28 protein-coding genes and 1 pseudogene are annotated in these 21,479 nt (G+C 45.0%); 13 read left to right on the top strand and 16 right to left on the bottom strand.

Annotated features, from left to right (window positions below):
* The first annotated feature begins 2 nt into the window (after nucleotides 1–2).
* Together BM293_RS08005 and BM293_RS08000 are read left to right on the top strand one after the other, a co-directional pair.
* Nucleotides 3–911, top strand: coding sequence for a diguanylate cyclase domain-containing protein (locus BM293_RS08005; protein ID WP_093448255.1), 909 nt, complete (start codon nucleotides 3–5; stop codon nucleotides 909–911).
* Nucleotides 912–934: 23 nt separating this feature from the next.
* Nucleotides 935–1,570, top strand: a complete 636-nt coding sequence (locus tag BM293_RS08000; RefSeq protein ID WP_093448254.1) for a hypothetical protein — start codon at nucleotides 935–937, stop codon at nucleotides 1,568–1,570.
* 4 nt (nucleotides 1,571–1,574) lie between these two features.
* On the opposite strand, the gene BM293_RS10290 is transcribed toward BM293_RS08000, so the two are convergent.
* Complete coding sequence (locus tag BM293_RS10290) at nucleotides 1,575–2,192, bottom strand: cupredoxin domain-containing protein (protein ID WP_093448252.1); 618 nt, start codon at nucleotides 2,190–2,192, stop codon at nucleotides 1,575–1,577.
* A gap of 209 nt (nucleotides 2,193–2,401) precedes the next feature.
* On the opposite strand from BM293_RS10290, the gene vapB reads away from it, so the two are divergent.
* From vapB to nfsB, 5 genes and pseudogenes are all read left to right on the top strand, one after another.
* Nucleotides 2,402–2,635 (top strand): type II toxin-antitoxin system VapB family antitoxin, encoded by a 234-nt coding sequence (vapB, locus tag BM293_RS07990; protein ID WP_093448251.1) that lies wholly within the window; start codon nucleotides 2,402–2,404, stop codon nucleotides 2,633–2,635.
* Nucleotides 2,610–3,050: a type II toxin-antitoxin system VapC family toxin gene (locus BM293_RS07985; protein ID WP_304440554.1), complete on the top strand. Its 441-nt coding sequence runs from the start codon at nucleotides 2,610–2,612 to the stop codon at nucleotides 3,048–3,050. Before vapB ends, BM293_RS07985 begins: the two co-directional genes overlap by 26 nt.
* Nucleotides 3,051–3,109: 59 nt before the next feature.
* Nucleotides 3,110–3,184, top strand: a pseudogene (locus tag BM293_RS07980) (DNA-binding response regulator); the annotation flags it as partial.
* A 105-nt stretch (nucleotides 3,185–3,289) separates the two neighbouring features.
* Nucleotides 3,290–3,466: a cell wall metabolism sensor histidine kinase WalK gene (locus BM293_RS10200; RefSeq protein WP_143607758.1), complete on the top strand. Its 177-nt coding sequence runs from the start codon at nucleotides 3,290–3,292 to the stop codon at nucleotides 3,464–3,466.
* Nucleotides 3,467–3,504: 38 nt separating this feature from the next.
* A complete protein-coding gene (gene nfsB, locus BM293_RS07975; protein WP_093448248.1) occupies nucleotides 3,505–4,158 on the top strand; it encodes an oxygen-insensitive NAD(P)H nitroreductase in 654 nt (217 codons plus the stop codon).
* Here the strand turns inward: nfsB and BM293_RS07970 are convergent.
* From BM293_RS07970 to BM293_RS07960, 3 genes are read right to left on the bottom strand one after another with little or no spacing between them, the layout of a single operon-like run.
* Nucleotides 4,155–4,373: a GDCCVxC domain-containing (seleno)protein gene (locus BM293_RS07970; RefSeq protein ID WP_093448246.1), complete on the bottom strand. Its 219-nt coding sequence runs from the start codon at nucleotides 4,371–4,373 to the stop codon at nucleotides 4,155–4,157. The two genes, nfsB and BM293_RS07970, sit on opposite strands and share 4 nt — an antisense overlap.
* A gap of 24 nt (nucleotides 4,374–4,397) precedes the next feature.
* Complete coding sequence (locus tag BM293_RS07965) at nucleotides 4,398–4,877, bottom strand: RES family NAD+ phosphorylase (RefSeq protein WP_093448245.1); 480 nt, start codon at nucleotides 4,875–4,877, stop codon at nucleotides 4,398–4,400.
* Entirely contained in the window at nucleotides 4,874–5,296 is a 423-nt protein-coding gene (locus BM293_RS07960; RefSeq protein ID WP_093448243.1) for a type II RES/Xre toxin-antitoxin system antitoxin, read from the bottom strand. The genes BM293_RS07965 and BM293_RS07960 overlap by 4 nt, the downstream gene beginning before the upstream one ends.
* A gap of 148 nt (nucleotides 5,297–5,444) precedes the next feature.
* On the opposite strand from BM293_RS07960, the gene BM293_RS07955 reads away from it, so the two are divergent.
* From BM293_RS07955 to BM293_RS07945, 3 genes are all read left to right on the top strand, one after another.
* Nucleotides 5,445–5,708: a type II toxin-antitoxin system Phd/YefM family antitoxin gene (locus tag BM293_RS07955; protein ID WP_093448241.1), complete on the top strand. Its 264-nt coding sequence runs from the start codon at nucleotides 5,445–5,447 to the stop codon at nucleotides 5,706–5,708.
* Nucleotides 5,709–5,716: 8 nt separating this feature from the next.
* Nucleotides 5,717–6,133, top strand: coding sequence for a type II toxin-antitoxin system VapC family toxin (locus BM293_RS07950; protein ID WP_093448240.1), 417 nt, complete (start codon nucleotides 5,717–5,719; stop codon nucleotides 6,131–6,133).
* A 163-nt stretch (nucleotides 6,134–6,296) separates the two neighbouring features.
* Entirely contained in the window at nucleotides 6,297–6,590 is a 294-nt protein-coding gene (locus tag BM293_RS07945) for a helix-turn-helix transcriptional regulator (RefSeq protein WP_093448238.1), read from the top strand.
* 433 nt (nucleotides 6,591–7,023) lie between these two features.
* Here BM293_RS07945 and BM293_RS07940 read toward each other — a convergent pair whose 3' ends face one another.
* Nucleotides 7,024–8,859, bottom strand: coding sequence for a methyl-accepting chemotaxis protein (locus BM293_RS07940; protein ID WP_093448237.1), 1,836 nt, complete (start codon nucleotides 8,857–8,859; stop codon nucleotides 7,024–7,026).
* Between the two features lie 520 nt (nucleotides 8,860–9,379).
* On the opposite strand from BM293_RS07940, the gene BM293_RS07935 reads away from it, so the two are divergent.
* Complete coding sequence (locus tag BM293_RS07935; protein WP_200770620.1) at nucleotides 9,380–9,673, top strand: helix-turn-helix domain-containing protein; 294 nt, start codon at nucleotides 9,380–9,382, stop codon at nucleotides 9,671–9,673.
* A gap of 149 nt (nucleotides 9,674–9,822) precedes the next feature.
* Here the strand turns inward: BM293_RS07935 and BM293_RS07930 are convergent, their stop codons facing one another.
* Genes BM293_RS07930 through BM293_RS07910 form a run of 5 tightly spaced genes read right to left on the bottom strand, consistent with a single transcriptional unit; the run spans nucleotide 9,823 to nucleotide 13,517 of the window.
* Nucleotides 9,823–10,083 carry a hypothetical protein gene (locus BM293_RS07930; protein ID WP_234968945.1) on the bottom strand — a complete coding sequence of 87 codons (261 nt, stop codon included), beginning with the start codon at nucleotides 10,081–10,083 and terminating at the stop codon, nucleotides 9,823–9,825.
* Nucleotides 10,084–10,087: 4 nt separating this feature from the next.
* Nucleotides 10,088–11,164: a molybdenum ABC transporter ATP-binding protein gene (modC, locus tag BM293_RS07925; protein ID WP_093448234.1), complete on the bottom strand. Its 1,077-nt coding sequence runs from the start codon at nucleotides 11,162–11,164 to the stop codon at nucleotides 10,088–10,090.
* 4 nt (nucleotides 11,165–11,168) lie between these two features.
* Entirely contained in the window at nucleotides 11,169–11,864 is a 696-nt protein-coding gene (gene modB, locus BM293_RS07920) for a molybdate ABC transporter permease subunit (protein ID WP_093448232.1), read from the bottom strand.
* A 33-nt stretch (nucleotides 11,865–11,897) separates the two neighbouring features.
* Nucleotides 11,898–12,662, bottom strand: a complete 765-nt coding sequence (modA, locus tag BM293_RS07915; protein WP_093448231.1) for a molybdate ABC transporter substrate-binding protein — start codon at nucleotides 12,660–12,662, stop codon at nucleotides 11,898–11,900.
* 54 nt (nucleotides 12,663–12,716) lie between these two features.
* Nucleotides 12,717–13,517, bottom strand: a complete 801-nt coding sequence (locus BM293_RS07910) for a TOBE domain-containing protein (protein ID WP_093448229.1) — start codon at nucleotides 13,515–13,517, stop codon at nucleotides 12,717–12,719.
* 162 nt (nucleotides 13,518–13,679) lie between these two features.
* On the opposite strand from BM293_RS07910, the gene BM293_RS07905 reads away from it, so the two are divergent.
* Together BM293_RS07905 and BM293_RS07900 are read left to right on the top strand one after the other, a co-directional pair.
* Nucleotides 13,680–13,937 (top strand): helix-turn-helix transcriptional regulator, encoded by a 258-nt coding sequence (locus BM293_RS07905; RefSeq protein WP_200770619.1) that lies wholly within the window; start codon nucleotides 13,680–13,682, stop codon nucleotides 13,935–13,937.
* Between the two features lie 16 nt (nucleotides 13,938–13,953).
* Nucleotides 13,954–15,156: a type II toxin-antitoxin system HipA family toxin gene (locus tag BM293_RS07900; protein ID WP_159428470.1), complete on the top strand. Its 1,203-nt coding sequence runs from the start codon at nucleotides 13,954–13,956 to the stop codon at nucleotides 15,154–15,156.
* A 49-nt stretch (nucleotides 15,157–15,205) separates the two neighbouring features.
* On the opposite strand, the gene arsB is transcribed toward BM293_RS07900, so the two are convergent.
* From arsB to BM293_RS07875, 6 genes are all read right to left on the bottom strand, one after another.
* Nucleotides 15,206–16,330, bottom strand: a complete 1,125-nt coding sequence (arsB, locus tag BM293_RS07895) for an ACR3 family arsenite efflux transporter (RefSeq protein WP_369793725.1) — start codon at nucleotides 16,328–16,330, stop codon at nucleotides 15,206–15,208.
* Nucleotides 16,331–16,379: 49 nt separating this feature from the next.
* Nucleotides 16,380–17,045: a sigma 54-interacting transcriptional regulator gene (locus tag BM293_RS10410; protein WP_255360091.1), complete on the bottom strand. Its 666-nt coding sequence runs from the start codon at nucleotides 17,043–17,045 to the stop codon at nucleotides 16,380–16,382.
* A gap of 41 nt (nucleotides 17,046–17,086) precedes the next feature.
* Nucleotides 17,087–17,752, bottom strand: coding sequence for a sigma-54-dependent transcriptional regulator (locus BM293_RS10405; protein WP_255360089.1), 666 nt, complete (start codon nucleotides 17,750–17,752; stop codon nucleotides 17,087–17,089).
* On the bottom strand, nucleotides 17,749–19,170 hold the full coding sequence (locus BM293_RS07885) for a sensor histidine kinase (protein ID WP_093448225.1): 1,422 nt from the start codon (nucleotides 19,168–19,170) through the stop codon (nucleotides 17,749–17,751). Before BM293_RS07885 ends, BM293_RS10405 begins: the two co-directional genes overlap by 4 nt.
* 31 nt (nucleotides 19,171–19,201) lie before the next feature.
* Complete coding sequence (locus tag BM293_RS07880; protein WP_093448223.1) at nucleotides 19,202–20,122, bottom strand: MBL fold metallo-hydrolase; 921 nt, start codon at nucleotides 20,120–20,122, stop codon at nucleotides 19,202–19,204.
* 173 nt (nucleotides 20,123–20,295) lie between these two features.
* Complete coding sequence (locus BM293_RS07875; protein WP_093448222.1) at nucleotides 20,296–21,402, bottom strand: porin; 1,107 nt, start codon at nucleotides 21,400–21,402, stop codon at nucleotides 20,296–20,298.
* Between the last annotated feature and the right edge of the window lie 77 nt (nucleotides 21,403–21,479).

The raw sequence follows: 21,479 nt of genomic DNA, 5'->3' as shown, positions 1-21,479 counted from the left end.
TTATGTATTTAGAAAAAAAACCAGTCATTTTGATTGTGGATGACGAGGCTGCCAATGCTACCCTGCTTGCTAATGCGTTTGAGCAAGAAAATTTAGTACTCATTGCTCATTCTGGAACTAAAGCGCTCAGCATTGTTAATGAACGAGATGATATCGATATTATTATCCTAGACATAATGATGCCTGATATAGACGGTTTTGAAGTTTGTAAGCGTATTAAGAACAACCCGCACAGGTCGGATATTCCTATTGTATTTGTTAGCGCCCTAAGTGAAACAGTAGATGAAGAAAAAGGCCTCAACCTAGGTGCATTAGACTATATTGCTAAACCTTTTTACTTGCCTGTGGTGAGGTCTCGGATCAAAAACCACCTTGCACTAAAACGTAAAAATGATTTGCTAGCAGAAATGTCGCAAATTGATGGTTTAACCCACATTGCAAACAGACGCTTATTTGATGAAACACTCGCTCGTGAAGCCTTGCGTTTAATGAGAGGCAATGCTCAGCTTAGTTTAGTTATGCTTGATATTGATAGTTTTAAATCTTACAACGATTATTATGGACACGGGTTGGGTGACATTTGTTTGCAAAAAGTTGCCAGTGTTTTTGGTTCGGTTATAAAACGTCCCAGTGATTTACTAGCAAGGTATGGCGGTGAAGAGTTTGCAGTCATATTGCCTGAAACGGATAAGTTGGGTGCGCAGGTGGTGGCCGGTAAATTACTCGAGTCTGTCGCTGCATTGCAGATTAAGCATGAACACTCTGTGGTTGCTAAACACGTCACTGTGAGCGCAGGAGTGGCATCCGGCTCAATCAAATCGTATGATGATGCGTTACCCCTACTTCAACGCGCTGATGAAGCCCTTTATCTTGCAAAAAAACAGGGTAAAAATTGTGTTGCGGCAGTGTAATTTAAATTTTGATTGGGTTGGATATGAAAGACTTTAAGTATGGTAAAAAACGCGTCGAGTTCTGGCAGGTTACGGGTGAAGTGTTAGGGAGTGACAAATATAGTGAAACCTATGTTTCCTCCAGTGGTGGTGGGCCTGATTATGCACCTTCAATCCATTCAGAAACAGTAACAAATCATGAGTTTTGGATTAAAACCGAAGAGGGTCTTGAAAAAGACATTAAATTGCGTGGCATTGATGTGCCATTGCGGGTAGGTCAGAAAATAACCCTTGTGTCGGCTGGTTTAAAAGGCAAGGATAATGGTTGGTATAGCTTGTTAATAAACCATAGTGCGGGCAAGCACTGGTTTATTAATAATGGCGTGGATTTAAACAATAAACTAAAACTAGAAAAATACACTGGCATAGGTTTGTTGTGGGCCATTGTCATTTATCTAGGTGTTGCGATTTACACCATGCCGATGAGTATTGCTAACTTTGATATTGCGTTCTTGGACTGGTATTTGAGCCATGCGAATTTACAAATGGCAACAACAGCAGCTACGGCCTATTTAGTGTTGGCATTTTTTTGGAAACGTTCTAAAAAAGCACGGGTGGCTAAAAAGCTAAAACAGCATCTTGAGGATATAGCTCAAGATGCTTATCAAGTTCAGAAGTAATTTTTTAGTTACTGACAATTATTTTGCCAATCATTCCGGCTTCGTAGTGGCCGGGTTCTAAACAGCCGTAATAGTAGGTGCCGGGTTGATCGAAATGCCAAATCACCGCGCCGCGTTGACGTGGGTTTAGGCTAATCATATTCGGTTCACTGTGATCCATGTGCGGATGATGCTGATGGCCTTGGTGCCCATGATTGCCGTGCGAGCCATGACCACCATGATTACTGTGGCCGTGATGATGCCCTTCGCCGTGACCGCCATGACTATGAGTATGCGCCCAACTAGCGGCGGGTAATAAAGCCAAGGCACTGGCGCCAAATATAAATTGTCTGCGTGATAAATTTTTCATGTTCATACGCCTGGTATTCCTTTGCTGTAGACTAAAACCAAAAACTAATCCCCGCCACCCACTTTGTTGTGTGGGTTGACGCGGTTGACTGATGATTTGCCTTGGCCATATCGGCCGTTTCGCTGAATCAAGCTGTGATACACGGCGAGAATGGTCGTGCGCGTGTGTATTAGCGTGAGCAGATGCAGCCTGAGTCGGCATCCAAGGTGCCAAGGCCACGGACGAACTAGACGCAGCCCCGGCCTGTAAAAATTGACGACGTGTTAAAGCCATGTTGAACCCCTTTATCTGTGAGCTACCTTAAAGACAGGTTCAGAATAAAAAGGACGTCCTAACCACAAGCTGACAGCCAAATTACAAATTTGTAATCTAAGTGGGGGATGGAATAAAGTGGCTCATATATGCATCTATACATATGCTTGACATATGCCTGCAGCATTGGGTAGTAAATTAAACATAATACCTAATTGGGATAGCCTGTTATGAGAACCGTTGCAATATTTAAAAATGCCAAGAATCAAGCGATACGTTTACCGAAAGATATGGAATATGAAGGGATTAGTCAGCTTGAAATCATCAAGAATGGTGATGAGATTATCCTTCGTCCTGTGCGCCCTAACTGGTTATCCTTTTCTGAGGTTGAAAAAGCCGATGATGACTTTATGCTAGAACGCCAGCGTTTTGTGGTTGATGAGGGGCGTTTTAACTTTGAGTAAAAAAAACGATTACATGTTGGATACCTGTATCTGTTCGTTCATTATGCGAGAACAACCCCGCTCTGTGCTTGAGAAGCTACAAGCTGTTGTTATGAATGGACATAGGGTGGTGATTTCAGCGATCACTTATCAGGAAATGCATTATGGTTTGCTGGGCAAAAAAGCATCGCCTAAACATGCTTTACTGGTTGCCGAATTTCTAAAACGAATTGATGAGATACTGGCTTGGGATAAGCAAGCGGTTGATGCGACGGTTCTCGTTCAAAAACAGCTTATGGCCGAGAGCCTGATGATTGGACACAATGACACAGCCATTGCAGGTCATGCCATCTCAACGGGCAGCATTCTTTTCACAAATAATACTCGCGAGTTTGTTAGACTGGCTGGGCTAACTTTTGAAGATTGGGTTCGTTAAATCCATCTAGCGTCATGATCTCATTATGCTGACACTCCCATATAAACCTGGATACTCCGATGAAAATTCTGCTGGTTGAAGACGAAACAAAAACAGGCGATTATCTTAAGCAGGGCTTGAGTGAGGCGGGCTTTAATGTCAGGTTGGCGCAGACCTTAATCGCGTATCAAGCTGATTCATACCGTTCGCGGCATGGGTTATATACTTGAAGCAGCACCCCAAACTGAGCGTGCAAAACCATGAATCTGTCGATTGCCAGTCGGTTAATTGGGTTTTTTACGCTAATCAGTCTGTTGGTGTTGTTGCGTGGGTTGTTGGCAATCAGCCGTGCTATTGTTCACGCCTATCACGGTACCATTCGCGCCACATCTCAGGACAATCATACCTGTTTTAAGATTAGTCTAAATAAGCTATAGTGCCATAAAATTTTGGTTTTTAGTTTACGGGGAAATAGATGAATATTATAGAAACTGCTATGCGACGTTATTCGACTAAAAAGTTTGATGCCAGTCGTGTGCTGACGCCTGCACAATTGTCGGACGTGAAAGCTTTGTTGCGTTTAAGCCCATCCAGTGTCAATTCACAACCTTGGCATTTTGTGATTTCAGATACCCCGGAAGGCAAGGCACGGATTGCCAAAGCGGCCGGGGGACAATATGTTGCGAATGAAAGCAAGATTTTAGATGCCGCTTTCTCGGTGGTGTTCTGTGTTAAAACTGATTTCACCGACGAGTATTTGGAGGCCTTGCTGGAGCAAGAACAGCAGGATGGTCGGATTGACTCGGAAGAGATGAAGGCCAAGGTTAGAAAAGTACGCGCATTTTATGCCGATTTGCATCGAGTTGAATGGCAGGATACTCAGTGCTGGATGGAAAAGCAGGTTTACCTCAATATCGGTGCTTTTTTACTCGGTGTCGGCGCGATGGGGTTAGATGCGGTGCCGATTGAGGGGGTGGATACCGCGATTTTGGATGCCGAGTTTGGCTTAACCGAACAAGGTTATAAAGCCTTGGCGGTGGTTGCGGTCGGTTACCAAGCTGAGAATGATTTTAACGCCAAGCTGCCAAAATCGCGTTGGCCGGAATCCATGCTATTCAGCGAAGTTTAACCGCAGCAAGATCCTTGTGCGCCGCTTAACTGAATCGGCGGGCAAGGCACATCCCCATAAGAACAATAAACACAACAATCACCCGCTAGAGGTTTAAGTAATGCGCCACAAAAAGTGCATTCATAAAAATACTGACAGGCATCCGTCGGCATTTGCTCGGTTTTACGTTGACCGCAGTTTGGGCAGGTCAAGGTCGATTCCAGTTTTATGTCCATTGGTGCCTCCGCTATTCAATAAATCTAATGTTTAAGTCGCTGGTCAAATCTAAAATCAAATGATTTCGCAGCCGTCACGACTTCTTGAAATCGTAAATGGTTTGGATTGAGAAGGTAGTTGGTTTCGATTTTGTATGGGCTTATTACACTGGGTATGGCAAGAGCCAGGCCTGAATTGACATCCTTAAGCCACTTATCCCCTATATCCGCCAATTCGACCGGGGCAGGATATTCCTCCCAATTATCAGGGAGTTGTTGGTCAGCGAGCTTGTCTATTTGGTCAATCGGTATGCTTACCTCAAACAAGGTGTAAGCCAGTATGAGGGCCTCTTTATTGAGGTGAACCAGCATTTCCAGTTGTGCCAAGGAGGGTGAATTAGCGAGATAGACACAGGCCTGTCCCACTGAGTTCCAACGACCCCCATTGATTTTAGCGCCTTGTCCATTGAAAGCGGTTTCAGCACGTTTGGTTTTGACGATGCGATAGGCCTTGATGTGACTCAAGTGAATACTCCATCCTCAAGACGACCGATAAGGCGCAATACCATTTCAGAGCCGGCTTGCGTTTTAATCAAGTCAATAGGTGCGCGATCCCCCAAGCCTTTTACCGGCGATTGCAGCCAGTTTTTAGCGGCGAGTTTATCACCTTCAAAGAGCTCAATCGCGCTCGACAAAACCTCGGTGAAACGATATAGCCTGTCGCTTTCATCTTGATTTAGCCTGCCGACACTCGCACGCCTGTTATAAGTCGACCGATTTAATCCTAAGCTTTCTATCAGTGACTGTTGAGACACACCGGAATATTCAGCCACGCGTTTTAGCGTGCTATGCTTGAATCCGCGTTCAACTTCATTCAGTAAGCGAAGCCCGCCGCGCGGGATGTCCGCAACAGACCAAACGCTTGTATCAATAACTGTACCCATAAGCCTGCTCCAAATAAAACAACTACATGTTTCAAATGATATACCTGTGCACGCAATAGTTCAAGCACGGGGCTATTAACTTAGTCACCAAGGCACCTGAATTTAATAATGCGTAAACTGGTCATTAATCTAGTCAGAAGGGGGTTTTATGCACACTTGGCCGGTACAGGACGCCAAAGCGCGTTTTAGTGAGTTTTTAGAAACTTGTTTACATGATGGTCCGCAAATGGTGTCAAAACGAGGCCGTGAAGCGGCGGTTTTGGTGCCGATTGAAATGTGGCGTCAACTACAAGCTTCCGCTAAACCCAGTTTAAAAAGCTTACTTTTGACTGATGAAGCGCGGGGGGATTTGATTTTGCCGCAACGTGGACAAGCGCGTCGTCGTGAAGTGACGCCGTTAGAGAGCGAGTGAGGGATCTTATGTACCTTCTCGACACCAATGTTATTTATGAATTACGCCGAGTTAAACCGCATGGCGCGGTGGTTGAATGGATTCAAGGGGTTGAAGATCATCAGCTTTTTATTTCGGCGGTCAGTTTAGGCGAAATTCAGGCTGGTATTGAATTAACGCGACAACAAGACCCGCAAATGGCAAAGGAAATTGAGGCTTGGTTAAACCGAGTGGCGGAAAGTTACAACATTCTAGCGCTAGACGGCAAGGTGTTTAGGCAGTGGGCTAAATTGATGCACGGCACGTCCAATACGCTATACGAAGATGCCATGATTGCCGCCACCGAAAAAGTCCATCGTCTAACCGTGGTAACGCGCAATGTCGCCGATTTTAAAACGCTCGAAGTTGACTGGCTAAACCCGTTTGACGGAACGCGTTCGGAATAACGCATAAATTAAATTAACTTTAGTACCAATTGTTTGCACCAGGCCTGGTTGTAAGTCTAAAGCGCGAATGTTCTCTTTTGTCGGATGACGAGTCTAGCTTAAAGTGCTATTTTATACACATTAACTCGTTTTATTAGGCTTAGTGTGAACTATTGAGGACTTTATGGGGTTTGAAGCTAAATCAGCTGCGGCGGTTGCAGAAGCATTGGGTGAGCGTTTAAAACAAGCGCGTTTAAACCAAAATAGGACTCAAGCAGAAGTTGCAATGTTCGTGGGGGTTTCGAAAAAAACCATCCTGAACGCTGAAAAAGGCAAAGCCCAGCTAGATGTGTTTGTGGCCATTTTACAAGCGCTGGATTTGGTCGAACAGCTCGATCGTTTTTTACCGCCACAACTTATTTCCCCGATTCAACTTGCGAAACTGCAAGGCCAACAAAGACAACGCGCCTCCGGTTAACGAAGCCAACATGACAAGGATAAGCTCGAATGGTAATGGAAGTTGTTAATCTAAGGACCGACCTCGATTTCACCAGAGACGACTATTATTCGAGGGAAAAAACAGTGTCATTTTTTTCTGCAACAAAACCACTGCGACAAAAGGTTGACTTAGGTCGCTTTTAAAGTTTGTCTGACTTGTAGATGGTTTTATAATTTATGCGAGGTTAATAGTGATACACATCACAAAATTTTGAATGGAGGGAGTGGTAGTGCAGGATATCGAGATTAAAGGGTGGTTTATAGCCGTAACGATTATAAGCATTATCATTGCATTTGTGATGAGCTATATTAGTGGCTCTAGACAATTTGGCGATCGCTATATGGCGGTTATTATGGGTAGCTGGGTTTACCGGTAGGGCTGGTATTTACCTCGGCATTGTCTGGAACACCATTTAAAAATCCTCCCATTCGTTTACGGATTTTTTGTCTTTTGTGCTTGGAATGTTCATTACAATTGGTTTCGGTAAAGCCTTGTTGTTTTTAACCGGTTTCTGTTCAATTTGATTGAGTTCAGTCCCTGTTTTAAAAAAGTGCATTTCTTGTTGCATCGTTACGGCTTGCTGACTTAATGCATCGGCGGCGGCGCTGGTTTGTTCAACAAAGGCCGCGTTTTGTTGGGTCGCGCTATCAATTTGGTGGATAGCTTCCTTGACCTGTTTAACGCCTTCAGCTTGTTCTTCAGCCGCAGAAGCGATTTCGTTAATCATGTTCGTAACTTGATCAACTGCAACTTGAATTCGATCAAGTGTTTTGCCTGTTTGATTGGCAAGTTCAGAACCATTTTTAACGCGCTGGTTTGTTTCATCAATCAGCGTTTTAATTTCTTTTGCGGCTTGGGCTGACTTTTGTGCTAAGGCACGCACTTCTCCTGCAACAACAGCAAAGCCTCGTCCATGCTCTCCAGCTCTTGCGGCTTCAACGGCGGCGTTTAACGCAAGTAGATTTGTTTGAAATGCAATGCCATCAATCAGACTCACGATTTCGACAATTTTTCGGCTTGATTCCTCAATTGATCCCATGGCTGTTATGGTGTTGCTCATAACACTCATGGTGTCTTTTGCTTGGGTGTTTACATCATTTGAAAGCTTCGCCGCCTGGTTTGCATTGGTGGTTGTACTTTCTAGTTGGCTAGTCATTTGTTCCATTGTTGCCGAGGTTTCTTCAATTGTGGCCGCTTGTTCTTGAATTCGCTGACTTAATCCTCTGGCGCCATCAGCCACTTCATTGGCTGAGGTGCGGACACTGTTCGAAGACATTTTCACCACGGTAACTTTGCTGGTAAGTTCTTTGGTTAAGCGTTCCAGTGTTGTTTTGATGTCCGCCGTTAATGAGTCAAACATGGTTTCATAATTAACAGTGACCCAGTTAGGTGACGAAATCAAATCCCCTTTCGAAAGGTTGGTCATGGCCGTAAGGGTTGAGTTCACAACAGACTGTAGCTGATTGATGCTCGGGTTAGAGCCCAGGTCAACCGCGAACTTAATCACCTTTATGACTTTGCCCGTATCATCAAATATAGGGTTATAACTTGCTTCAATCCAAAGAAGATCGCCGGATTTCTTAATGCGTTTAAATGTGCCGGTGTTAAACCGACCACTGGCTAAGTTAGGCCAAAAGGTTTTGTATTCAGCGGAGTTTTGATAATTTGGGTCAAGAAAGATGCGGTGGTGTTTTCCAATGATCTCAGGTTCTTGATAGCCTACCGCGTCACAAAAGTTTTTATTTGCTTTGATAATCGTGCCGTCAGGCTGAAACTCAATGATTGCCATGGTTTTATCGAGTGCACTGATTTTTCCGGTCGCATCTAGTTCAAACGCGACTTTGTCCGTGATATTCGTTGCCGCTTTGATCACGCGCACTACCTTTCCACGACTGTCTAAAATGGGGTTGTAGTTTGCTTCAATCCACACCGTCTCACCTTGTTTGGTGATGCGTTTGAAGCGGCCTTGAAATATTTCACCCTGCGCGAGTTTTGACCAGTGTGATTGGTACTCGGTAGAACGCTTTATTTCCTCGGGAAGAAACATCGAATGATGTTTGCCTACAATTTCTTCAAGTTGATAACCCAAGGTGACCAAAAAGTTTTTGTTAGCTTGAATGATCGTGCCGTCCGGTTCAAATTCAATAATCGCCATCGAACGATCAAGCGCATCATATATAGATTGAATTTCACCAAGTTTTTGTTCAGTGGCGTAGAGTTTATCCTTGAGTTTTTTGCTTTGAAACACGGCATCCCCCTAAAAAAAATAGCATACAATTAATGCAAGCTAGCATAGTGTTCGAAATTGAAATCAGTATTAAATTCCTGCCGCTGCTCATTGCTCATTGCTCATTGCTCATTACATGATAGAAAAGTTTATTAAATTATTCATTTTATATTAATTGCGTGTATTAGACCCTTTACTCAAAGACGAGTGCATCAGAAAACGAGAAGCACTAGTGAAATACAGCGTAACTAAAAAAGCCAAGAAATAAAGTTAATTCAAAATACACTCTAATTAATCATTTCGTGATTAAGTGCCGTTTTACAAAGAATGTAAAAAGGGAACCTCGATTAACCCATCTTTACTGAAAAAATCGAGTTGTAACTTATTGATTTTACTTGGTAGTAAATTTTTAAAACTAGGTTAATCGAAGAGCCCAAAAGATAAAATTCAGGCTTTAGCTGCTTACCTACCTATGGATAGGTGAATGAAAATGATTTTAGCACAACTATAACTACCTATGGGTAGTTTTTATGAGGGTTGTGTGGCTCAAAAATTAAAAAAAGATAACGCTGAATGGGTTCGTCAGGTTTACCTTCAGATCGGTCAAAATGTTAAAAAATATCGTAAGGAGAAAGGACTTTCGCAGGTTTCGCTTGCGCATGAGTTAGGACATGAGTCGGTAGGTGTTGTATCTACGGCAGAAATAGGTCTTAACGGAAAGCATTTTAATATTGAGCATTTAGCGCATATTGCTCGAATTCTAGATGTTGATGTGTGTTGTCTTCTTGAGGGGGTTAATGAAATTTGCAACCCAAAGAGTCAGCCAAAAAAATAGTCGATTTCTATTCAAGAATGGTTACGTAAAAAAGAGAGACTTGATTTAATTATTGAGACTTGGTTTAAAATCCAATGCTGGCGATGGTCATTTTTACGCAACCGTTAAACCTCCATGTCGTGTTGCGATAAATAAATCATACGCCAGCCTTAATGTTTAAACACTTTCCAAGCGGAAATTAGCAGTAAGACCGCTAAAAACAAGCCGAGCCATTGTGCGGGAACAAGACCGAGCATCAAGCCGCCGACGAGCGCGCCAGCCACCAGGCCTGCTAATAGGCCGACTAAGGCGTGTAACCAGGCCTGGTGGAATAATGCGGAACCTGCATCGCCGAAACCGGCCCAGTGTTCCCAGAACATAATCAGAGCGCCGAGCACCGCCGCTAGCCAGAGTTTTTGTAATTCACTCATCGAGTTATTCCGCCAGCGCCACCGATTTAATTAGCGCATAGACCACCAGGCCTTGTTGTAGCTTGAGGCGTTGGGTGGAGTGTTGGGTGAGTTCGGCGAATAGGTGCTGGCCGTTTTGCAGTTTTAGGCGTGCTAATACGCGGTGTTCGCCTTGTGGGATTAGTTCGTCAATGGTGACTTGCAGATGATTGGTTATGCTTAAATCCGCCGGGTCGGACAGTGCGAGGCTGACATCGCGCGCCAACACCCGAACACGCACCGTGTGAGTGTGAATATCATGGGTTTGGCTGAGGTAAAGTCGATCATCGCCGAGTTTGATTTCACGTAACCCATCCTCAACCAGGCCTGGTTGGCCGATTAATACCGACACCGCACCCTGTTCGTCAAACAAGGGTGAGTCAGGGCGTTTTAGTGATTGTTGCAGGGTTTCAATGGTTTCGATCTGACCCTCTTGCATAAACACGATCTGGTTCGCCAAGCGTTCGACCTCTACCGGTGCATGAGTGATATAAAGCACCGGCAGTTTAAACTCTTCAACCAGTTCTTCAATCAAGCCCAATAACTCGGCTTTTGAGCGCCAATCGAGTGCTGAAAGTGGTTCATCCATGCAAAGCAGTTTGGGCGACATAAGTAAGGCGCGCGCAATCGCGACCCGTTGTTTTTCGCCACCGGATAAAAAAGTGACGTCGCGGTCGAGTTTGTCTTCAATGCCCACCCGGCGCACAATCTTGTCAAAATCCGCCTTTGGGTGGTTTTTGGGCAAGCGGTTGATACCGTACATTAGGTTTTGGCGCACCGTCATGTGCGGAAACAAGGCGGCATCTTGAAACACAAAGCCAATATGCCGCTGTTCGGTCGCTAGACGTTTTGAACCCGCCTGCCAAACCTCTCCGTCCATGCTGAGTTGACCATGGGTGCGTTTATCTAGGCCTGCTATGGCGCGCAATAGCGTACTTTTTCCGCTACCGGAGCGACCGAATAACACGGTCACGCCTTCAAGTGGCAGTGCAAACTCGCCGCTATTAAGCTTAAACCCGCCCAGGTCGAGTTGCAGATTGCCTTTTAAAATATTTTTTGTCATCGCGCTAACCTACCTTTACGCCAAAACGGCGGTTTAAACCATATACCAGCATTAATACAAATAATGAGAACACCAACATTATTGCCGACAGAATATGGGCTTGAGTGTATTCCATGGCTTCAACATGGTCGAAAATATCAATCGACACCATGCGCGTTTCGCCTGGAATATTGCCGCCGACCATCAAGACCACACCAAACTCACCGACCGTATGGGCAAAGCTTAGGGTGGCGGCGGTTAAAAAACCACGACGCGAGAGCGGCAGGATAATGGTGCGAAAGCGATCTAGAAAACTGGCGCGCAGCGTTGCAGCGGCATCCAATAGCCGATGTGGAATCGCTTCAAATGCGTGCATCAGTGGTTGTACCGCAAACGGCAAAGAATAAAACACCGAGCCAATCACCAGACCTGTTTTGCTAAAGGTCAATTGACCTTCAAAACCAAAAAAGCGTAAAAACTCGGTAATTGGACCGGTGGGATTCATGGCAATTAATAAATAAAAGCCTAGCACCGTTGGTGGAAGCACCAGAGGAAGAGCCACAATGGCTTCTAGCAATACTTTGCTAGAAGATTTCATTTGCGACATCCACCAGGCGAGTGGTGTGCCGAGTACTAATAAAATAATTGTGGTATAGGTTGCGATTTCGAGTGTTAACCAGATGGGTTGCAAATCGACCGCCGCACCGAAAAGTTCGATCATAATGCTGTCCGTTTCAGTTGGATTAAAAAATACTTATTCAGGCAGCTTATAGCCATAGCGTTGAATAATCTCAATGGCACGTGGTGATTTCATATAGTCCATAAAGGCGATGGCGGCTTCATTTTTTTCACCGCGCTTGGTGATCACCGCACCTTGATTGATGGGGTTGTATAGCTCAGCAGGTAACTCCCAATATTCGCCGTTGTTATAAGCCGGGCTGGCCGGATCAACCACTTGGGATTTGGCAACAAACCCCAGTTGGGCGTTTTGGGTCACCACATATTGAAAGGCGTGTGCAATCGATTCGCCGTTGACGAGTTTTCTGCGCAAGGTTTGGTGCAACCCTACATTCTGTAAAAAGCGTTCCGCTTCGGTGCCATAGGGGGCGGTGCGCGGGTTGGCCATCGACAGAAAACGAAAATCGCCCTGTTCTAAAATCGCCATCGCATTATTGGCGACGGGCAGGGTGGGGCTATAGAGCACCAATACGCCTTGGGAATAGACAAAATAACTGTCCTCCATCGCTAGGCCATGTTCAATTGCCGCTTTCGGCGCGGCTTCGTTGGCGGAGAAAAACAAATCAAACGGTGCGCCATTGCGAATTTGCGCAAACAATTTGCCGGATGGCCCAAATGAAAAACGAATGGTGTGACCGGTGTCTTCAGTAAAGGCTTGACCGATTTCTTCGATGGTTTTGGTGAAGTTGGCGGCGACAGCGGCGGTCACGGTTGCGGCTTTGACCGAAGTTGTGGCGGCAAATGCCAATACCAGGCCTGCTAGTAAAGTATTAAGGTTCATAACAACATCCTTTATGAGCATAAAAACCCGTTTGCACGGGCTGACAGCTAAAAACTACTCATCCACGCCAATCAATACGTGTGAGGCTTTAATCAGTGCGCAGATGGGTTCGCCTTGTTTTAACGCTAATTCTTCCAATGCGCTGTGGGTAATAATCGACGACAAGGTATTGCCGCCTTGGAGTGCGACCACCACCTCGACATTCACCGGCCCTTCGGTAATGCGGCTGACGTGGCCGCATAAAAAATTACGCGCGCTAATCAATCCTTTTGCTTGCTCTTTGGCTAATACCACCCAGCTGGCTTTGACGAGTGCCCAAGCCGTGACGCCGGGTTTTAAACCCATGCGCCTCACGCTATCAGTGGTCACCGTAGCCACAATGCGATCATCGCCTTGCAGTTTTAGCGTGACTTCTGCGTTTACTTCACCGGTTTTGACGGTTTCCACCGTGCCGTAAAAGCTATTGCGTGCGCTGGTTTGCATTTTGATTCTCCGCATTAAGGGCAAAATATCGGCATCGGTGTTTTCCAACGAGGCCATCCAGATCGCCTGCATGGCTGAAAGCCGTTCGTGCATGGTGACGATTTGCAGGCCGGTTTGCGTTAGGGTTGCGCCACCACCGCCTTTGCCGCCGTGTTGTCGATTCACCAACGGCACGCCCGCCAGATTGTTCATAATCTCCACCGCGTCCCAGGCGGCTTTGTAGGTCATGCCGACTTGTTTGGCGGCTTGCGACACACTGCCGGTCGCCTCAATCGCTTGCAGTAAATGCAAACGACGCGGACTGATGTCGCCGCTGCCTAAATGCACGTGCCAAGGGGCAAAAAATTCGGGTTGATTCGACGAACTTGACATCAAGTTATACTCAAGTAAATAACGAGTTTCGAACTATACTTAACACTATATTGCTTGTCAAACGAATTGTGCGTCGATTATTCCCTTACGGTAATTTTTTGTTTTATTTATTAAGTAGGAAGGTGTATTATTCCCGAAAGGGAATAAATTTGAGGTTCAATTATGATGAATGCTAAAAAATTCCCTGACGGGAGTATTGATGGACTGCATAATACTGTATTGGATTCGGGTCAGCTGGGTAATCGTGTACGTGATAAACGACGAAAAGACGGTTTAACGCAGCAGGATTTAGCCGCTGTTGCCGGTGTGGGTGTGCGTTTTGTTTCTGAACTAGAAAATGGCAAACCGACTGTTCAGCTTAATGCCGTGTTAGCGGTATTGGCGGCGCTGGGGTTGCAGCTAGTGGTTGTTGAAAAATAGCAAAATAGGGGGCGGTGTGCAGCAGCTTTATGTGTTTTATCAACAAAGTAGGGTGGGCGAACTAGTTAAGCTTAATGCAAGGCAAATGCGCTTTCAATATGACCAGGCCTGGTTGGCCAGTCCAGAAGCTTTTGCCTTGTCGATAAGTTTACCGTTACGAAGCGAACCGTTTGAACAGGCTGAAACGTTTTTTGCAAATGTATTGCCAGAGGGTGATGTCCGCGCGGCGCTGTGCAAAAAACTTGGCCTGTCTGAAAAAAATGATTTTGGGTTGTTGGCTGAAATCGGTGGTGAAGTGGCTGGCGCGATTTCTATCTATTCGACAGCGCAGCTTCCCGACTATGAAAGTCAGTTGTTACCGCTTTCAGAGTCAAGCCTAGCAGAACTGTTGCAGGCATTAGAAAAAACGCCGTTTAAAGCGATCGACGGTGATATTCGTTTATCACTGGCGGGGGCGCAAAATAAGTTACCGGTTATGAAGTTAGATAAGACTTCTAGCTCTTTTGCTTTGCCGATTTCGCCTGACTTGGCGACCACGCATATTATCAAATTAGCGAATGCGCATTTTAAAGACTTGGTCCTCAATGAAGTTACCACTATGCGCTTAGCTAAAGCGTTGGGTTTAAACGTGCCGGAAGTCGATTTTTTGTCAGTGGCGGGTAAAACGCATTTTATTATTCAGCGTTATGACCGGTCTGGTGGCGAACGCTTACATCAAGAAGACTTTTGTCAGGCGCTTGCGATTGATGCTGCCAATAAGTATGAAGTCGAAGGTGGTCCTAGTTTAAATCAATGTGCTGATTTAATTCGGGGATATAGCCACAAACCTGCGGCAGATTTGTTGCAGTTTGTTCGTTGGGTGTTGTTTAATCTCTTGGTCGGTAATTGTGACGCACATGGCAAAAATATCGCATTTTTGTATGCACCAAAGTGCGAGCTGGCTCCATTTTACGATCTAATTTCAACCCAGTGTTATGAAGCCTTGAGTCAAAAATTTAGTATGAAAATCGGTGGAGAGAATCGTTTAGACTGGATACAGAAGCGTCATTTGCAGGCTTTTTCTGAAAGTATTGGTGTTAAGTTCACACTCGTTCTTAAGGAGTTTAATAAGATGGTGGCTTTAATTGAGCAGCACCAAAGCGTGTTAGAGCCCTATTTACCTTTAAAAAGGGTGGTAAATAATAATGTACAGAAATTGAGCCGGCGGTTTGAAGTTTAGAAATTCTCCAACCAGGCCTGATGGTAAGCTGTGTAGCCTACCTTCTTACCTAGAAGTGATTATTCTGTTGTTTGCTGTCTGGCTGAGCAGAAACACATTGCAAGTCAAATCCCGCTTTAGTGCGATTGGCATAACGTACCAACGCAAGCATCAGCGGTACCTCAACTAACACCCCTACAACGGTGGCCAGGGCCGCGCCCGATTGCAGACCAAAAAGTGCGATTGCCGCCGCCACAGCGAGTTCAAAAAAGTTACTGGCACCAATCATGGCGCCAGGAGCGGCAATGCAATGAGGTACGCGCCATTTTTTCGCCCAATAGTACGCTAACGCAAAAATGAGTATGGTTTGGATAATCAGCGGTATCGCAATTAAGCCAATATGCAGCGGATTGTTAAGAATCACATCGCCTTGAAAGGCAAAAAGAAGGACTAGTGTAATAATTAAGGCGACTGGCGTGACCGAACCAATAGCGGGCATAAACACCTTGTCAAACCAGATTTTTCCTTTACGTTTAATAATCATGGTGCGGGTGAGATAGCCGGCAACCAGTGGTACGACGATATAGAGAAAAACGGATAAGGCGACGGTATCCCAGGGCACTTGAATATTGGAGACACCTAATAAAAAAATGACAATCGGCGCAAAAGCGAACAACATAATAATGTCATTGAGCGCGACTTGAACAATGGTATAAGCCGCATCCCCACGGGTCAGATAACTCCACACAAACACCATTGCAGTACAGGGCGCAGCCCCTAAAAGAATGGCTCCGGCTAAATATTCGTAAGCGAGGTCTTCGGGGATAAAAGGTTTGAATAAAATAATCAGGAAAAACCAACTGATTAAAAACATTGTGAAAGGCTTGATCAACCAGTTCACGCTAGTGGTGATAAACAAGCCTTTGGGTTGTTTGCGAACCCCTAAAATCGCTGAAAAATCGATTTGCACCATCATTGGGAAAATCATCCCCCAAATCAAAATAGCTACCGGAATCGATACGCTGGCATATTCAAAGCCTGCGAGCGTTTCGGGGATAAAGGCCGCATATTGACCGAGTAAAATGCCGGCCACAATCGCCAAGGCTACCCAGATAGTTAAATAGCGTCCGAACACGCCCATTGTTTCAGTGGAGGGTTCGGGGGTGGTTTGGGTAGGCTGCATGGCAATATCCATAGGTAACGTAATGGATATTCATTATATCTGTCTATGCAGATATGTAAAGCTAGTTTAACCTTGCCAGTTTGCGATGCAGGGTGGAGGCATCAATGCCGAGTTCGCGTGCCGCTTGAGATTTATTGCCCTGACAGCGTTCGAGCGTATAGTTAATCCACAGGGTTTCCAGTTGATCCAGCGGCGTATTTTCGGCGACCACCAGGCCTGGTGCTAATTCAATATGACTTGGCGCAGGGCGTAATTCTTGCGGCAGTTGGTTGACTTCAGTCTGTTCGCTTTGCGTTAACACCACCGCGCGTTGAATAATATTTTCCAATTCACGAATATTGCCCGGCCAATCATAGGTCTTTAATTGTTCCAATGCATCGGCGCTCAAGCTGTTCACGGGTTTATTGAACTTTTGACTAAACCGGTTGAGAAAAAGTTCAGCCAAGGCTTGAATATCCTCCGGCCTTTCACGTAAAGGGGGCAACACCACCGGAAATACGTTAATTCGATAAAACAAATCTTGGCGAAAATCACCCGCTTGCACCAAGCTTTGCAGGTTTTGGTTGCTGGCAAAAATTAAACGCACATCGACTTGAATAGTGGTTTGTCCACCCACCCGAATCAGGGTTTGGTTTTGTAAAAAATGCAGCAGCTTAGCTTGTACCTCCGCGCTCATGCTATTGATTTCATCAAGCAATAAAGTGCCACCGTCAGCGAGTTCGAGCAGACCGAGTTTGCGGGCTTGTGCGCCGGTAAACGCGCCTTTTTTTAGTGACCGAAGAGTTCCGATTCAATTAAGTTGGCTGGCACGGCGGCGCAGTTAATCTCAAAATACGCGCCTTGCGCGCGCGGACTGTGCTGGTGAATGTATTTAGCCAACACGCCTTTACCTACGCCGGTTTCGCCTTCAATCAGCACCGGCACATCCATTTGGCAGACCTGCTGCACTAGCTGATATACCTGCTTGATTTTTGGACTTTGGCAGATAGGCTGAAGTTGTGGGTCGTCGAGTTGTGCTAAGCGCGTTTTAAGTTTTAACATCGATTTTCGGTGTTGAACTTGTTCCATTAATCGTTGCAGTAAAGCGGTCATTTGCGCAATATCAAAAGGCTTCGTGATGAGGTCATATAAACCCATCTTAAAACCTTGTATCGCGTCATCAAGTGTGGCGTAACCCGTAATAAGAACTGTATAGGTGTCAAGACTGGATCGTTTGACGCAATGAAGTACGCTGAGACCATCACCATCCGGCAGGCGTAAATCAGTCAGTACAATCGCAGGTGGGTTGAGATGAATAGCCTGTTTGGCTTGTTCGGTTGTTAAAAATATCTTAGTGTCAAAACCTGTTGTCTTGGCTAATTCGGCAAGCAGCTCAGCCATGTCAGGATCATCCTCAACAACGAAGAGAACGGGTTTTAAGCGTGGTTCAATCATATATTGGATTTCTCGTTGAGTGGTAAGGTCAGTTTAAAGGCAGTATGCCCATGATGTGAGCTATCTAGTTCGATGTTTGCTTGCATCGTCAATAGCATAGTTTTGGCCATATACAAACCTAATCCAGTGCCTTTATTGGATGGTTTGGTGGTCACAAATGCTTTAAAGATGGTGGCTTTTAAATCATCGTCTATACCGTGACCATTATCGGTGATGACAAGGCAGGCCTGGTTAACTTGGGTAGTTAAGCTCAACTTAATTTCGCTGGCCTGTGCATCCACAGCATTGTTAAATAGGTTAAACAACACCTGTTCAAGAAGTCCGGGGTCTGTGTTCACTATGCAATCAACTTTTGGCAACTCTATTGATCTAAGGCCTTTTGGCTTCAATATTGGCATAATGAGGGCACAAAAATGGTGTAAAAATGGCTGCAGTGATGTGATGGTCATTTCTGCTTTGGGTAAGCGTGACGCATTAAGTAAGCTTGTAACTACTTCAGCACTAATGCGTGCTTGGCGTGCGATGATCGAAGCACGTTTCTGAGTGTCTTGATCATCACTCGTTTCAAGCATTTGTGCATAACCTAAAATGGTAGCCAGAGGTGTATTGAGATTGTGTGCTAATCCTGCAGCCATCTGTCCAATAGCTGCTAAACGCTGGCCATCATTTAACCGTTCGGTCATTGCACTAGACATTTTATGAGCCTGTTCTAATTGCTCAATGTAGTTTTTAATCTTGGTTTGTTGATCTTTAAATTGTTGCTCTAATGCTTGAAACTCTTGTGGTGGTTGCTTTGTGAAGGATTTTCCGACTATTTTATCAGTAGCGATAAGGCTGTTTTGATTGAGCAACATTATTAGGGGTTGAATAAATTGACTGGCCAATAAACGTTTAACGATCATAAATTGAAGCGCAAGTAATGCTATCAATCCTATAAGGCCAAACACCATAATCTGAAAAAAAGTATGTTTGATGACATCAGTGGAGTAAACCATTTGAATATCACCTATATGTCGATTCATAAACAGGATCGGCGTTTGTTGACTGTGCCAATGATGGTTTAGCTCGTTAGCATATTCTGTTTTGCCCGCTTGGGCTAAAAGCTGGGGTCCCAAACTGGTTGGGTTGTGACTGGTTATTTCTAAATATAAGATGTCCCGTGATTGTTTAACAACCTCTTCAGCATAGCGCTCGATGATTGCATAGTCACGCATCAGTAGTGCATCAAGTGAAACCACTGCAAGTTGTTCAGCTAGCGCTGTGGTTTTATCTTTCAGGGTTTGTTCAATGGCGTGGCTAACCGTGTGATAGAGGACTAAGCTGGCCACCAAGGTAAAGATGACCAGTCCACTACTTAAATATAGGGTTATTTGACCAGACAAGGTTTTAGGTTTTAACCAAGATAATTTGATTGTCACTTGACGCCCTTGTCTGTTAAATGCGTGTGGATTACTCCATTTCTAAGCGCATGAAGGTATTGCTTACATTGCGGCCATGCCAGCCATCAAAGTGACGCAAATGTTGGAATTGCGACCAATCACGAGAAGGGGTGACTTCATCGAGTGCACCAAAGTTTTCTTGCACCTTTTTAATGGCTTCTACCAGTTGTTTGAGATAATCACCAGTTTCAGCTTGAACTTTTGCTTTGTCCGACACCGCGCCATGCCCTGGCACAATATATTTTGCCGGCAATTGAATCATCTGCTCAAAGGCGTCTAACCATTTAACGGCATGCGTATGAGGGTGAACACCCAATAAGCGATCTACATAGACATGGTCGCCGCTGAATAAGACTTCTGACTGGGGTAACCAAATCACTACATCACCAGGGAAATGGGCGTCGTTAAAGTACTTGACTTCAAAGGTGGTGCCACCAATAGTGATACTGGCGTGTTTACCGGTTAAGGGTTCACTCGCGTGAACAGGCGTTTGATCATGAAAAATGTCGTCTACGGCCATAATTCTATTTAAGATTGAATCAAGCATGTTTTGTTGGGTAGCCACTGTGGTATCCATCGCATAGATGGTCGCACCTTGTTGCGCAAAGTAGTTATTGCCTAACCAACGATGATCTTGTGACCCGGTATTAAACACGGCAACGATTTTTTGATCAGTGATTTTTTTGGCAGCTTGAGCAATGGCTTCGGCCGAGCGCGGCCCCGCACCCGTATCAATGATAACCGCACCGGCATCCGTTACAACTAAACCAATATTCGCATTCAGGCCTAGATTGGCTTTGGTGCGATCATCGATTTCGCCAATAAAGGCATAGACATTGTCCGTGACCTTTTCAAATTTCACTACATCGGCCAAAGCAGGGGCGCTGATTACACAGGCCAACACAGCTGAGCTAAACCAATTTAATTTCATTTTGTATTTCTCCGTTAGTTATATTTAATTTATGTTTTTTTAGTATATCAAAATCGGCTTTATACAAGTGTGCCTCTATAAATTCGACTTAAAAAAAGACCGGAGCATCGCCCCGGTAAAAACAGCATTCAACATTGCAGTTGCAAAGTTTGCAAGCCTTAGCAGCGGGTTATTTAATAACCAAATTTCGCGTCAATCCCGACGGTAAAGGTGCTCGCTTGGCGGCTTAAGCCTGCGTTGTTATCGCGCTCATGCACTGTGTAGCCTGCGATAATATCTGAGCGCTGGTTGAGTTTGTATTTGTAACCTACCCCCATGGTTGTAGCGTCTTTTGTACCAAAGGTGTTTTTTGAGTCACCTTGGTTAACACCATAACTCGCTGTAAAAGTAGAGTGGCCAAGGTAATAACTACCTACAGCAAAAATATTGGTGCCTTGGTTAATACCGGTGGCATCTTCATAATGTGCTGCTAGCGCATATTGCTTTGTCTTATATTCAGCTGTCAGTTTGTTAGCGTTGCCGTTTTTAACATTGACGCCGCCTACTCCACCAGGAGCGATGGTATCAGCGTCAATATTAATCGTGTCTAATGCAAGGCGAATTCCGTCTTTCATATAACGAATACCTACACCAGATGCATTGCCACCAAGGTAACGAGCCATAGCCCCAGCGTTATGCATTCTTTGATCAGACTTATCATGCATTATGGAGTAAAAACCGCTAAAGCTAATACCATTGAAGTTAGGTGAGCGGTACTCAATCGCGTTATTAAAATAGTTGGCATTTAAGCTTGAAGCGCCCTGTTGGCCACCAGCACGCGCTTGTAAAACATGGTCTGTCCAAGGGTCAATGGCGGCATAGTTGGCTTTGTACATCGGGGTTAAACGTCCCATGCGGATAAAACCATAAGTTTTGCTATTTAAGCCAACAGTGGCTTCGCGACCAAAAACTTGCGAATCATCTTTTGAGCCTGCATCACCCACTGTGGTGTATTCAAGTTCGGCAACATAGGTTAGGCGCGCATCACCGAGATTAGTCGCCATATTGCCCATCAAACCAATACGTGAAGCATTCGACTTAAAGCCCGTGCCTTTATTACGACCAACAAATGCGGCAGAGCCATCTTTTTGCCCCGCACTTAAACCCTTGCCACTGACTGAGGTGCTATCCACCGAAATATTGACTTGTCCAAAAACCTTATGTACATCATCAGCGATGGCTAGGGGTGAAGCTAAAATTGCGGCGACGGCGCTCGCCATAGCTGTTGCTCTTAATTTCATGGTAAAACCCTCTTTTAGTTAGCCTTAATTGCAGCTATTGCTAATTTTTAATTATTATTAATCGTCGTGTAACGATG

This window comes from Thiomicrospira sp. ALE5 (genome assembly GCF_900112445.1).
Taxonomy (GTDB): Bacteria; Pseudomonadota; Gammaproteobacteria; order Thiomicrospirales; family Thiomicrospiraceae; genus Thiomicrospira.
This window is presented reverse-complemented; position numbering and strand designations above follow the sequence as displayed.

Bases quoted from the DNA above. Each gene is read 5' to 3' on its own strand.
- BM293_RS07910 (WP_093448229.1), bottom strand. From the start codon at position 13,517: ATGTCAAGTTCGTCGAATCAACCCGAATTTTTTGCCCCTTGGCACGTG.
- BM293_RS07945 (WP_093448238.1), top strand. From the start codon at position 6,297: ATGGGGTTTGAAGCTAAATCAGCTGCGGCGGTTGCAGAAGCATTGGGT.
- BM293_RS07985 (WP_304440554.1), top strand. From the start codon at position 2,610: ATGAGGGGCGTTTTAACTTTGAGTAAAAAAAACGATTACATGTTGGAT.
- BM293_RS07905 (WP_200770619.1), top strand. From the start codon at position 13,680: ATGATGAATGCTAAAAAATTCCCTGACGGGAGTATTGATGGACTGCAT.
- BM293_RS10290 (WP_093448252.1), bottom strand. From the start codon at position 2,192: ATGGCTTTAACACGTCGTCAATTTTTACAGGCCGGGGCTGCGTCTAGT.
- BM293_RS10200 (WP_143607758.1), top strand. From the start codon at position 3,290: ATGAATCTGTCGATTGCCAGTCGGTTAATTGGGTTTTTTACGCTAATC.
- BM293_RS07930 (WP_234968945.1), bottom strand. From the start codon at position 10,083: ATGAGTGAATTACAAAAACTCTGGCTAGCGGCGGTGCTCGGCGCTCTG.
- BM293_RS08000 (WP_093448254.1), top strand. From the start codon at position 935: ATGAAAGACTTTAAGTATGGTAAAAAACGCGTCGAGTTCTGGCAGGTT.
- modB (WP_093448232.1), bottom strand. From the start codon at position 11,864: ATGATCGAACTTTTCGGTGCGGCGGTCGATTTGCAACCCATCTGGTTA.
- arsB (WP_369793725.1), bottom strand. From the start codon at position 16,330: ATGGATATTGCCATGCAGCCTACCCAAACCACCCCCGAACCCTCCACT.
- BM293_RS10405 (WP_255360089.1), bottom strand. From the start codon at position 17,752: ATGATTGAACCACGCTTAAAACCCGTTCTCTTCGTTGTTGAGGATGAT.
- BM293_RS07880 (WP_093448223.1), bottom strand. From the start codon at position 20,122: ATGAAATTAAATTGGTTTAGCTCAGCTGTGTTGGCCTGTGTAATCAGC.
- vapB (WP_093448251.1), top strand. From the start codon at position 2,402: ATGAGAACCGTTGCAATATTTAAAAATGCCAAGAATCAAGCGATACGT.
- BM293_RS07950 (WP_093448240.1), top strand. From the start codon at position 5,717: ATGTACCTTCTCGACACCAATGTTATTTATGAATTACGCCGAGTTAAA.
- BM293_RS08005 (WP_093448255.1), top strand. From the start codon at position 3: ATGTATTTAGAAAAAAAACCAGTCATTTTGATTGTGGATGACGAGGCT.
- modA (WP_093448231.1), bottom strand. From the start codon at position 12,662: ATGAACCTTAATACTTTACTAGCAGGCCTGGTATTGGCATTTGCCGCC.
- BM293_RS07875 (WP_093448222.1), bottom strand. From the start codon at position 21,402: ATGAAATTAAGAGCAACAGCTATGGCGAGCGCCGTCGCCGCAATTTTA.
- nfsB (WP_093448248.1), top strand. From the start codon at position 3,505: ATGAATATTATAGAAACTGCTATGCGACGTTATTCGACTAAAAAGTTT.
- BM293_RS07955 (WP_093448241.1), top strand. From the start codon at position 5,445: ATGCACACTTGGCCGGTACAGGACGCCAAAGCGCGTTTTAGTGAGTTT.
- BM293_RS07960 (WP_093448243.1), bottom strand. From the start codon at position 5,296: ATGGGTACAGTTATTGATACAAGCGTTTGGTCTGTTGCGGACATCCCG.
- modC (WP_093448234.1), bottom strand. From the start codon at position 11,164: ATGACAAAAAATATTTTAAAAGGCAATCTGCAACTCGACCTGGGCGGG.
- BM293_RS07970 (WP_093448246.1), bottom strand. From the start codon at position 4,373: ATGGACATAAAACTGGAATCGACCTTGACCTGCCCAAACTGCGGTCAA.